General features: G+C 73.1%; 8 protein-coding genes. 3 read left to right on the plus strand and 5 right to left on the minus strand.

From position 1 onward, the window contains the following. The first annotated feature begins 308 nt into the window (after positions 1 to 308). The gene (locus ACIRBX_RS18895) at positions 309 to 1,325 is read left to right on the plus strand and encodes a hypothetical protein (RefSeq protein WP_402298024.1); all 1,017 of its coding nucleotides are present in this window, start codon (positions 309 to 311) and stop codon (positions 1,323 to 1,325) included. Between the two features lie 60 nt (positions 1,326 to 1,385). Here the strand turns inward: ACIRBX_RS18895 and ACIRBX_RS18900 are convergent, their stop codons facing one another. The 3 genes from ACIRBX_RS18900 to ACIRBX_RS18910 form a co-directional block, all read right to left on the minus strand. Next, the gene (locus ACIRBX_RS18900; protein WP_402298025.1) at positions 1,386 to 2,174 is read right to left on the minus strand and encodes an aminotransferase class IV; all 789 of its coding nucleotides are present in this window, start codon (positions 2,172 to 2,174) and stop codon (positions 1,386 to 1,388) included. 280 nt (positions 2,175 to 2,454) lie between these two features. Further along, the gene (locus ACIRBX_RS18905; RefSeq protein WP_402298027.1) at positions 2,455 to 2,868 is read right to left on the minus strand and encodes a (2Fe-2S) ferredoxin domain-containing protein; all 414 of its coding nucleotides are present in this window, start codon (positions 2,866 to 2,868) and stop codon (positions 2,455 to 2,457) included. Positions 2,869 to 3,213: 345 nt separating this feature from the next. Further along, positions 3,214 to 4,869, minus strand: a complete 1,656-nt coding sequence (locus ACIRBX_RS18910) for an FAD-binding dehydrogenase (protein WP_402298028.1) — start codon at positions 4,867 to 4,869, stop codon at positions 3,214 to 3,216. A 277-nt stretch (positions 4,870 to 5,146) separates the two neighbouring features. Here ACIRBX_RS18910 and ACIRBX_RS18915 point away from each other — a divergent pair, with 277 nt between their 5' ends. Next, positions 5,147 to 6,064, plus strand: coding sequence for an SGNH/GDSL hydrolase family protein (locus ACIRBX_RS18915; RefSeq protein WP_402298030.1), 918 nt, complete (start codon positions 5,147 to 5,149; stop codon positions 6,062 to 6,064). Between the two features lie 66 nt (positions 6,065 to 6,130). On the opposite strand, the gene ACIRBX_RS18920 is transcribed toward ACIRBX_RS18915, so the two are convergent. Both ACIRBX_RS18920 and ACIRBX_RS18925 read right to left on the minus strand, forming a co-directional pair. Continuing rightward, the gene (locus tag ACIRBX_RS18920) at positions 6,131 to 8,551 is read right to left on the minus strand and encodes an endonuclease/exonuclease/phosphatase family protein (RefSeq protein WP_402298032.1); all 2,421 of its coding nucleotides are present in this window, start codon (positions 8,549 to 8,551) and stop codon (positions 6,131 to 6,133) included. A 282-nt stretch (positions 8,552 to 8,833) separates the two neighbouring features. Further along, a complete protein-coding gene (locus ACIRBX_RS18925; RefSeq protein ID WP_402298034.1) occupies positions 8,834 to 9,937 on the minus strand; it encodes a HoxN/HupN/NixA family nickel/cobalt transporter in 1,104 nt (367 codons plus the stop codon). A 207-nt stretch (positions 9,938 to 10,144) separates the two neighbouring features. Here ACIRBX_RS18925 and ACIRBX_RS18930 point away from each other — a divergent pair, with 207 nt between their 5' ends. Then, complete coding sequence (locus ACIRBX_RS18930; RefSeq protein ID WP_402298036.1) at positions 10,145 to 11,626, plus strand: peptide MFS transporter; 1,482 nt, start codon at positions 10,145 to 10,147, stop codon at positions 11,624 to 11,626.

Below are 11,626 nucleotides of genomic sequence, written 5' to 3' on the forward strand. Positions count from 1 at the left end.
GCCGGAGCGGCAGCGGCGGGCGCGGCCTCGACCGGAGCCGGGGCGGCGGCCGGGGGGGCCGGGGCGGGGGGGGGGGGGGGCGGGGCCGCCCCGCCCCCCGGGGGGGGGGCCCCCCCCCGGGGGGCCCCGCTCCCGTCCGCACGCCCCCCGAGGGCGCCTTCCGCACCCGCCGCCTGCGGTACCCGTCGCCCGGTCGTGGCAGGATGCCGGGGAACCACCAGGTGTGAGGGGCCGTCACCAGACGGAGAGCGGGCAGCCGTTCGCGACGGCCCGCGCGGCAGCGGAGCGAGTAGGCAGGGGGCAGCGGTATGAGCGGCGGGAACGGGTTCGGCGTCTCGACGGCGGAGCTGGGCAAGCTCCAGCGGGACTGGGAGCAGACCAGTCAGCGGATGGCGGAGCTACAGGCCAAGCTCGGCAGGATCCAGTCCACCCTGGCCAAGGCGGTCGCGGTCGACCTGGCCGTCAGCCCGCTGGCCGGGATCGCCGGCTTCGCCATCGCCTACGACGTGCTGAACGACGCCAAGGACGTGGAGGCTCGCGCCCGGCACCTGATGGCGACGAAGGAGAAGCTCACCGAGGCGATGGCCTCCGACGCGCTGAAGCTCCAGTCCGTGATCCAGGAGTACCAGGAGGCGGAGCGGCGGGTCGCCGAGGAGCACCGGAAGCAGGAGAAGGACCGCGAGACGCCGGACCGGCCCAAGCAGGTCGGCGACGGCAGTGGCCACGGGACCGGCCGGGGCAGCGGCCACGGGACCGGCAGCGGCTCCGGGCACGGCAGCGGCAGCGGGCACGGCTCCGGTGACGGCGGCAACGACGGTGGCTCGGGCGACGGCGGCGGCGACGCCTCCGCCACGCCGTCCACCGCCTCGGCCATCAAGGTCTCCGAGGTCGAGTACGGCGGCCGGGGGTCCTGGAAGAGCGGCCGGGCCGCCTGCGAGGACTACATCAACAAGACCCTCGACCTGATGGGCATCACCGACCCGCAGGCCCGGGCCAACTGGATGCGCGGCCTGCTCACCATGACCGGCCGCGAGTCCTCGTACAACGCGATGCCGCTGGTCAACGACTGGGACAGCAACGCGCACGGCCCCCGGGTCGGCGACGGCTACCCGCAGAACTGCTCGCGCGGCCCGTGGCAGACCATCCCGAGCACCTTCGCCGCCCACCACCAGCCGGGGACCTCCACCAACATCTACGATCCGATCGCCAGCTGCGCCGCCGCGATGAACTACGTGATGGACCGGTACCACGTCTCCAAGGACGGCCACGACCTGGCCTCCAAGGTCCAGCAGGCTGACCCGGGCCGGGGCGCCCGGGGCTACTGAGCCACCGTCAGGGTCCGGCCCCCGCCCGGGTGCCGGACCCTGACGCACGGGCCCTGACGGTCAGATCCGCTCACCCTCCAGGGCGGCGTACGCGGCGGCGAGCGCGGTCAGGACCGGGTGGGCCTCCGGGTACGCCACCGCGTCGACCGCGCCGACCGGCCGCAGGCCGAGCGGCATGGCCGCGTTGACGGCGAAGGCCGCCTCGAAGCCGGGCAGCCCGGCCGGCGTGACCCGCTCGCGGCGGGCCGGGTGCAGCCCGGCCAGCAGCTCCTGGGTGACGCCGGGCAGGTACGGGGCCTCCGGCCAGACCACCTCGCCGTCGCGCACCAGCCCGAGGTTCCAGGTGCCGCCCTCTGCCACCACGCCGTCCGGCGTGACGAACAACGCGTCGTCGTACCCGGCCAGTTGGGCCTCCCGGCGGTGGCGCAGGGCACCGAACAGACCGACCGACTTCACCTCCGGCAGGTCCCGCGCATAGGTCACCGTCCGGACTCGTAGCGGCGGCAACGGCCCGGCGGGCCCGGCCGGACGGGTCGTCACCAGCACGGCCGGGTCGGCCTTCCCGGCCAGACCGGTGAGGTCGAGGGACGGGTCGAAGAGGGTGATCCGGACCATCACGTCCCCGGTCGCCGGGACCGCCCGCCGGGCGTACTGCCGCACCCGGTCCGGGTCCGGCTCGGCGCCGAACAGCTCCCGGCAGTCCCGGCGCAGCCGCTCCAGGTGCAGGGCGAGACCGCGCACCCGGCCGTCGGAGACCCGCAGCGTGGTGAAGTGGCCGTAGTTGGTGAGGGCCAGGGCCTGGAGCTCCTCGGGCCGTACCGGCCTGCCGTTCAGTTCGGTCGCACTCATGCCCGGCAGCATGCCAGCCCGGCCCCGCCGGGGCACAGCCGACGCGGCTCCGGCCGGGGGGCACGCCCGCCTCCGGGACGGGCACGCAGCCACGCTCACTGACGCGGGATCAGCCTCGGCCCGGCTCCGGCAGCGACGACCGAGCCCACGGCTCCGGACCCCCGCCGCCGGACACCTGACCCGACCCCGGTCGACGACACCCGCCCCTGACCGGCAAACACCCGGCCCCGGTCGGCGACACCCTGCCGGAACGGCCGCAAACACCGGCCCCCTGCCGGGTTCAGCCCGGCAGGCCCTCGCGGACCCGGCGGGAGACGGCGAACTCCTGGAGGTCCAGGGTGCCCGGCGAGTCGGCGACACCGGGGCCGCCCGCCTTCACCCAGTCGGTGATCTCGTCCAGCATGTCGTCGGCCAGCACCCACCCCAGCCAGACCGGGCGCCCGCCGGCCGCCCGGCCCTCGGCGGACGGGCTGACCACCACCACGTTGGAGTGGTCGCAGGCGTCCAGGCAGGGGACCGCGCGGACCCGGCCGGCCTCGCCGATGCCCTCCCGGAGCCGGACCAGCTGGGCGGCGTGGTCGACCTCGGGGTGCCGCCGCTCGGTCCCGCAGCAGCAGCCCCGGCAGACCGTGACGGTGACGGGAGCCTTGGCCGAGGCCGCCGGAGCAGCCTCCTTGCGGGGGCGACGAGCCATCAGTTTCCTTCCGACGGAGGTCCGGCGGCGTCCGCCGGGACCGGGCTGCGGGCACCGGGGAGGACCATCGCCACCCCCGTGATCACCTGAATTCTGCCCCACGCCCCGCACCCCGAAGCCGGTGGCCCGGCGCGCCCGATGGTGATCCCGGCCACCCCGCCGAAGGCTCCGCCCACCCCCGGACCCGACCGCCACCGGAGTCGGACTGCTGCCCGCCCAGGCCCCGGCCACCCCTCGAAGGCTCCGACCGCCACCGGCCCCGACCGCCACCGGGATCGGACCGCCGCCCGTCCCGGCCCCGGCCGCCCGGCTGACGGACCGTCGCCGACGACCCCCGCGCGGGCCTCAGGCGGTGGCCCGCGCCGCCGCCCGCCCCGCCGCCCGGCCGGAGAAGAGGCAGCCGCCGAGGAAGGTCCCCTCCAACGAGCGGTAGCCGTGCACCCCGCCGCCGCCGAAGCCGGCCGCCTCGCCGGCCGCGTAGACGCCCGGCAGCGGTTCGCCGTCGGCCCGCAGCACCCGGGAGTCCAGGTCGGTCTCCAGGCCGCCGAGCGACTTGCGGGTGAGGATGTTCAGCCGGACCGCGATCAGCGGGCCCGCCTTCGGGTCGAGCAGCCGGTGCGGGGTGGCGGTGCGGATCAGCTTGTCGCCCAGGTAGCGACGGGCGCCGTGGATCGCCGTCACCTGGAGGTCCTTGGAGAACGGGTTGGCCAGCTCGCGGTCCCGGGCCTCGATCTCCCGGCGCAGCTCGACCTCGTCGATCAGCGCCTCCCCCGTCTTCGCGTTCATGCCGCGCACCAGCTCCGCCAGCGAGTCGGCCACCACGAAGTCCGCGCCGTGCCGCTTGAACGCCTCCACCGGCCCGGTCGCCCCGGGCAGCGCCCGGCCGAGCACCCCGCGCACCGACTTCCCGGTGAGGTCCGGATTCTGCTCCGAGCCGGAGAGCGCGAACTCCTTCTCGATGATCTTCTGGGTGAGCACGAACCAGGTGTACTCGTGACCGGTCGTCATGATGTGCTCCAGCGTGCCCAGGGTGTCGAAGCCCGGGAAGAGCGGCACCGGCAGCCGCCGCCCGCGCGCGTCCAGCCAGAGCGAGGACGGGCCGGGCAGGATCCGGATGCCGTGCCGGGCCCAGATCGGGTCCCAGTTCTCGATGCCCTCGGTGTAGTGCCACATCCGGTCGCCGTTGATCAGGTGGCCGCCGGCCGCGCCCGCGATGTCCAGCATCAGCCCGTCCACGTGCGCGGGCACGCCGCTGAGCAGCTTCTGCGGCGGGGTGCCGAGCCGGGCCGGCCAGGCCTTGCGGACCAGCTCGTGGTTGCCGCCGATGCCGCCGGAGGTGACGATCACCGCCTGGGCGCGCAGCTCGAAGGAGCCGGCCACCTCGCGCGAGCTGCCCTCGCCCCGGGCCACCTGACTGGGCACCAGCACCTCGCCGGTGACGGTGTCCACCGCCCCGGCCGTGGCACCCAGGCCGGTCACCCGGTGCCGGAAGCGCAGCTCCACCTGCCCGCGCGCGGCGGCGGCCCGGACCCGGGCGGCGAACGGCGCGACCAGGCCGGGGCCGGTGCCCCAGGTGATGTGGAAGCGCGGCACCGAGTTGCCCGGCCCGGTGGCGGTCAGGCCGCCGCGCTCGGCCCAGCCGACCACCGGGAAGAACCGGACGCCCTGCCGGTGCAGCCAGGAGCGCTTCTCGCCCGCCGCGAAGGCGACGTAGGCCTCGGCCCAGCGGCGCGGCCAGGCGTCCTCGGGGCGGTCGAAGCCGGCCGTGCCGAGCCAGTCCTGCCAGGCGAGTTCGTGCGAGTCCTTGATCCGCATCCGGCGCTGCTCGGGCGAGTCGACCAGGAAGAGGCCGCCGAAGGACCAGTGCGCCTGACCGCCCAGCGAGGCGGCCGGCTCCTGGTCGAGGAGGATCACCTTCCGTCCGGCGTCGGCGAGTTCGGCGGTGGCGACCAGGCCGGCCAGCCCCGCTCCGATCACGATGACGTCGGCGTCCAGTGCCACGAGGGTCCTCCAGGGGTGCGGGGCTGTGCGGGGGTGGTGTCCGGATTCTCCGGTCCTGGCGGCGCCCGGTCAACCACCCCGCCGGGGAATTCCGATCCGCCCGGTAGCGGAATTCCGTCGATAAACGATCCGCCAAGGATCGTAAAGGCCAATGGAGTTGACGAGGCGACGGATTTCCGCAACACCCCTGGACAGCGCCATTAACCTGCCAGTAACTTACTTGCCGGTAAAGCGAATTCCCCCACCATGCGTTTCTCTCCACCCCTCAGGAGGAACCGTGCTCCGCCATGCCCGGAAATTCTTGGTCGCCGCCGCCGCGCTGGTCGCGTTCGCCGCCCCCACCACCGGCGCCCAGGCCCAGAGCGGCTTCGGCCCCTACGTCGCGCTCGGCGACTCCTACGCCGCCGGCGCCGGCGTGCCCAGCCAGTCCGCCGGCCTCTGCCTGCGCTCGGACCGCAACTACGGCCACCTGGTCGCCGCCGCGCTGGGCAGCCCCCGCTACACCGACGTCACCTGCGCCGCCGCCAAGGTCAAGCACCTCACCACGGCCCAGTACGACGCCTTCCTCCGGGTCAACGACCCCCAACTGGACGCACTCCGCCCGGACACCGGCCTGGTCACCCTCGGCATCGGCGGCAACGACCTCGGGGTCACCGACCTCGGCGTCGGGGACGTGATCGGCGTCTGCATCGCCGGGGCGGTGGTCAACCCGTTCGGCACCCCGTGCAAGGACGTCTACGCCGACGGGCACTGGGAGTGGCGCGACTGGTCCTTCCAGTGGGTCTACGGCGAGGACTCGCTCCGCGCCCGGATCGCCGGGGCCGCGCCGCAACTCGCCGACATGCTGCGGAAGATCCACGCCAAGTCGCCCAACGCCAAGGTGCTGCTGGTCGGTTACCCGTCCGTGCTGCCCGAGGACGGCCGCAGCTGCCTCGGCCGCCAGCCCGTCACCCCGGGCGACGTGGACTACCTCCGGGGCGTGCTGGGCGAGTTGAACGCCATGCTGGCCCGGACCGCCGCCGCGAACGGCGCCACCTACGTGGACACCCTGACCCCCACCAGGGGCCACGACGCCTGCTCCGCCGACCGCTGGGTGGAGGGCGCGCTGCCGGGCTCCCCGGCGGTGCCGTTCCACCCGAACGCGGCCGGCGAGCGGGCGATGGCCGGTGCGGTGCTGAAGGCCCTGGGCCGGTAGCACCCCCGGGAAAGCGCGCGGGGCGCGGACCGGAGGACCGGTCCGCGCCCCGCGTGTCGCCGGAGACTACGGCTTGACCCGGACGATCTGCGGGTCGTGGTCGCTGGCCTGCTGGGCGAACTCGGCGTTGATGTGCACGATGTCGTACTTGGCGTGCTTCAGTGCCGGGCTGACCAGGATGTGGTCCAGCACCTGCGAGTTGCCCTGGAAGACGTAGGAGTAGCGCTGCTTCTCCGGGAGCTCGTTGACCAGGTCGCGGAGCACGCCGTCCTTGGTCAGCGCGGTCAGCGCCGGGGAGAACTGGTAGTCGTTGAAGTCGCCGAGCGAGACCACCTTGGCCTGCGGGTCGGCGGCGATCAGCTTGGCCACGAAGGCCTGCTCGACCTGGGCCTGCTTGATCCGCTGCACCTCGGAGGAGCGGGTGGGCTGCTGGAAGCGGCTGTCCAGGCCCTGGTCGCCGCCCTTGCTGTTGAAGTGGTTGGCGATCACGAAGACCGTCTTGCCCTTGAAGACGAACTGGCCGACCAGCGGCTTGCGGCTGCTGGCCCACGCCTCGTTGGCCGGGTCGATCCGGCCGGGCGAGGCGGTCAGCGAGGTGGTCTTGCCGGTGCCCTTGACGTCCACCGCGGTGGTGGCGGTGCCGCCCGCGATGTCGGTGAAGGAGACCCGGGCCGGGTTGAACAGGAAGACCTGGCGGATGTTGCCGCCGGGCTCGCCGCCGTCCTTGTTGTTCTCCGGGTTGACGGTGCGCCAGTCGTAGGCCGGGCCGCCCGCCGCCTTGATCGCGTCGGTGAACTTCTTCAGGGTCGCGCCGGAGTCCACGGTGCCGTCGTTGGTGGCGCCGTTGTCGTCCTGCACCTCCTCCAGGGTGACCACGTCGGGGGCCCGGAGGTTGGTGACGATGCCCTGGGCGAGCTGGGCGAACTTCTCGGCCGGGTCGGACGGGTCGAGGTTCTCCACGTTGTAGGTGGCCACGGTGAGCTCGCCCGGCGCGGCGTCCTTGGTGACCTCGCGCTCCAGGCCGTTGTCCACCCGGGCGCCGATGGTGTTGGCCACCAGGGTGTAGCCGCCGAAGCGGTTGTAGTCCAGCGGGCCGGCCGAGACGCCCTCCAGGCGGTCCCCGACGTTGGCCACCGGGAACGGCCGGGTAGCCTCCGGGAGCGCCGACTGCACCATCAGGCGGCCGGAGTTGGGGTTGTCGTAGCCGAGGTAGATCACCCCGCCGCGCTTGGACTTCTCGTCCTTGCGGCGGGCCTCCACCCAGAGCTCGTGGTACTCGTCGGTCGCCTGGACCACCCGGACGTCCTTGATCTGGACGTTCATGCCCTCCAGCGACTCGTAGCGGTCGAGCGCGAAGTCGGCCGGCTTGAGCGGCAGCGCCTCGATCGAGCCGCCGGCCGCGTCCGGGGTGTAGGCCGCCGGGATCGAGCGGTCGTTCAGCACGAACGGCGCGGGCACCGGGTTGTTCGAGGAGACCACGGCGATCGAGGGGCCGGAGAGCTGGGTGAGCGACTGGCCACCGGCGCTGAAGGCCGGGTAGTACTCGGCGACCTTGCCGGTCACCAGCACCGAGTCGCCCACCTTGACGGTCGGGTCGGCGCTGCCGGTGTAGACGAACAGGCCCTCGCTGGTGGCCGGGTCGGCGTCCGGGTTCGGGTCCTGGAACCAGAAGCCCTTGGAGCCGTAGGTGCGCACGGCGGTGACCACACCGGGGACGCCCGCGACGTTCTTGCCGGTCAGCGGGGAGAGTCGGGTGGTGCCCTGGATGTCGTGGATGCGCACGGTGCCGGGCTCGGTCGGCTCCGGCGGGGTGTCGCCGTCCGGCACCTCGCCCTTGCTGTTCACCGGGCTGGTCGGGCCGGCCACCAGGTCGGCCGCGTTGTCGTCGGTGTCCGGTAGGCCGGCCTTGCGGGAGACCGAGGCGGTGTTGCTCGCGCCGGTGACCGGGCCGGAGCCCTCGCGGACCACGGCGGTGCCGAAGCCCACCAGGTCCTTGATCCGCGGCTCGGCCGCGCAGTCGGCGGCGGTCTTGCAGGTCAGCGGGGCGGTGCCCTGGACCAGCGCGACGGTGCCGCTGGTGCCGGAGAGCGCCAGGGTGCCGGTGGCGTCCGGGGTGGGCAGCGCGACGGTGCCGCCGGTGCCGGCCGCCTCGGCGATCAGGTAGCGACCGCCCTTGGGGATCGAGCCGGTCAGCGGGGTGACGCCCCACTGCGAGCCGGCGCTCGGGGTGCCGGGCAGGTACTGCACGCTGTAGCCGGCCAGGTCCAGCGCGGCGGCGCCCTTGTTGGCCAGCTCGACGAAGTCGTTCTTCAGCGTGGCACCGGAGTTGCCGCCGCCGCCGTACACCTCCGAGATGACCGCGTCGGCCGAGGGCGCGGCGAACGCGCCGGGCAGCGGGACGAGCACGAGCGAGACCGCGACACCCGCGGGCAACAGGGTGGCGCGCAGCAGGGCGCGACGCGAACGGGGGGCGGTGGGCTTGGTCACCGGGCAGGACTCCTCGGTCGGATGCTCCGGCGGTCGTGGGGTCGCCGGGAGCTGAGGGTGGGTCAGGTCGCGGCGGCAGGGCCGCTACCCGTGTAGATCGACTACCGGCCAGGACCGGCGGCCCCAAGATACGCGCGTAGAAAATGACACGACAAGACTCCGTCAGTTAACAATCGGAAACGGCCCGGACGACGGAGAGTCGCGGCCGGTCCGGCCTCGCCCCGGACACGAGGAGGGGCCCGGCGGCTGCCGGGCCCCTCCTGAGCGTGGTGTGACGCCGGGTCAGTCCCGGGCGGCGGCGCCCTTGGCCATCGCCTCGGTCCAGCGCTCCTCGACCCTGGCCAGCTTCCAGTAGCCGTAGGCGGCGGCCCAGGTCAGCACGAACAGGCCGACGATGGCGTAGCCGACCAGGTCCAGGTCGATCTCCCCGATCCAGGCCACCGGGCCGGAGCCGATCTCCAGCTTCTCGCCGAGCAGCCCGATCAGCTCGATGCCGCCGATCACCAGCGCGACCAGCACCGAGAGGCCGGTGACGGTGAGGTTGTAGTAGATCTTGCGGACCGGCTTGGAGAGCGCCCACTCGTAGGCGAAGTTCATGAACGAGCCGTCGATGGTGTCCAGCAGGCACATCCCGGCGGCGAACAGCACCGGCAGCACCAGCAGGGCGTACCAAGGCAGTTGGAAGGCGGCGGCGCCGCCGGCCAGCACCAGCAGCGAGACCTCGGTGGCGGTGTCGAAGCCCAGGCCGAAGAGCAGGCCGACGGGGTACATGTGCCAGGGCTTGGTGACGGCCTTGGTGACCTTGCCGAGGATCCGGTTGAGGAAGCCGCGCTTGTCGAGCTGGCGCTCCAGCTCGGCCTCGTCGTACTCGCCCTGCTTCATCCGGCGGAAGACCTTGAGGATGCCGTTGAAGGCCCCCAGGTTGATCAGGCCGATCAGCACCAGGAAGACACCGGAGACGCTCACCCCGATCAGCCCGGTGACGTCGTGCAGGGTGGAGTCGTCCGACTCGACCTGGCCGGCCAGCGACTGGATGCCGAAGGCGAGCAGGGCGCACAGCCCGAAGACGATCGAGGAGTGGCCGAGCGAGAACCAGAAGCCGACCGAGAGCGGGCGCTGGCCCTGGCCCATCAGCTTGCGGGTGGTGTTGTCGATGGCCGCGATGTGGTCGGCGTCGAAGGCGTGCCGCATGCCGAGGGTGTAGGCGGTGAGGCCCATGCCGACGCCGAACACCTGGCCGCCGACGTCGTACTTCTCCGGGGCGACCAGGGCGATCAGGGTGAACCAGCCGACGACGTGCAGGGCGAGCACGAAGCCGCCCATCCCGGCCAGCCGGATCCACTCCTCACGGGTGAGCCGTTCGCGCAGTCTCGCAGGCGCAGCCATTCGGCGGTCCTCCAGGTAGGTCGCAGGTAAGTCGTACGAGATGCCCAGAGCGCTGAGCCGGGCCATCCTTCCCCCTGCCCGGCCGCAGGTGCAACCCATGCGCAACTGCGCCACCCCGGCGCACGGGAGCATTCGGCTCGCCCTGACGGCCCACCAGCTGACGTCCGCTCAGGAAATCACCCGTAATCTCACCTATTGTCGTCTTTCGTGACCACCGAGACCGAGACCGAGGACACTTCCCGGCAGGACCACTCCTTCTTCGGCCACCCCCGGGGCCTGCTCACCCTCTCCGGGCTGGAGGTCTGGGAGCGGTTCTCCTTCCTGGGCATGCAGGCCATCCTGGTGCTCTACTTCGCCGACGCGGTGGCCGACGGCGGCCTCGGGATGGCGCAGGGCACCGCCGCCTCGGTGGTGTCGGCCTACGGCACGCTGGTCTACCTGACCTCGGTGGTCGGCGGCTGGGTGGCCGACCGGATGCTCGGCTCCTACCGGTCCGTGCTCTACGGCGGGGTGCTGATCGGCTGCGGCCACTACACGATGGCGGTGCCCTCCGCCGCGATGACCTGGGCGGGCCTGGGCCTGATCGTGATCGGCACCGGCTTCCTCAAGCCGAACGCGGCCACCCTGGTCGGCGGCCTCTACGCCACCGACGACGACCGCCGGGACGCCGGCTTCGCGCTCTACTACATGGCCATCAACATCGGCGCCTTCGCCGGACCGCTGGTCTCCGGCTGGCTCGGGCAGAACGTCGGCTGGCACTGGGGCTTCTCGGCCGCCGCCGTCGGCATGACCTTCGGCGTGGTCCAGTACGTGCTGGGCCGCACCACCCTGCACCGCGACCGGGGCCCGGTGCACCCGCTCTCGGCCGCCGAACGCACCCGCTGGGGGCGGCTGGCCCTGCTCGCGGTCGCGGTGCTCGCCGCCCTCGGCCTGGCGGCCTGGGCGGTCGGCTGGCTCACCATGGACCGCACGGTGGACCTGGTCACCCTGGTCTCGGTGCTGGCCCCGATCGCCTACTTCGCCGTCATGTTCCGCTCCCCCGAGGTCAGCCCGGCCGAGCGCGGGCGGCTGCGCCCGTACGTGGTGCTCTTCCTGGCCTCGGTGGTCTTCAACCTGGTGCTGTTCTCGTCCTACACCACGCTGGCCCTGCTGGCGGTGGACCACGTGGACAACTCGATCTTCGGCTGGCACTTCCCGTCCAGCTGGTGGACCTCGATCCTGGGCGCCATCGAGGTGCTGCTGGCCCCAGTGGTGGCCGCCGTCTGGGCCCGGCTCGACCACCGCCAGCCGCACGCCTCCCGCAAGATCGCCTACTCGCTGTTCGCGGCCGGCGCCGCCTTCCTGGTGCTCGTCCCGGCCACGGCGGGGAAGAGCGGCGGCTACCAGATCGCCGGGCTCTGGCTGCTCGGCTGCTACCTCTTCATGGGCCTCGGCGACGTCCTGCTGGAGACCACCGGGATGTCCGCCACCAGCAAGCTGGCGCCCCGTCACTTCGCCAGCCAGACCATGGCCGTCTGGTTCCTCTCGCTGGCCCTCTCCCAGGGCATCGCGGCCCAGCTGACCAAGCTCTACGGCGAGGTCTCCGACGCCGCCTACTACGGCTGGCTGGGCGCCCTCGCGGTGGCGGCCGGCATCGCGCTGTACCTGGCCCTGCCCTGGATGCGCCGCACCATGCACCCCGTCCGCTGA

It is taken from the genome of Kitasatospora sp. NPDC096147, from assembly GCF_044763225.1.
Classification (GTDB): domain Bacteria; phylum Actinomycetota; class Actinomycetes; order Streptomycetales; family Streptomycetaceae; genus Kitasatospora.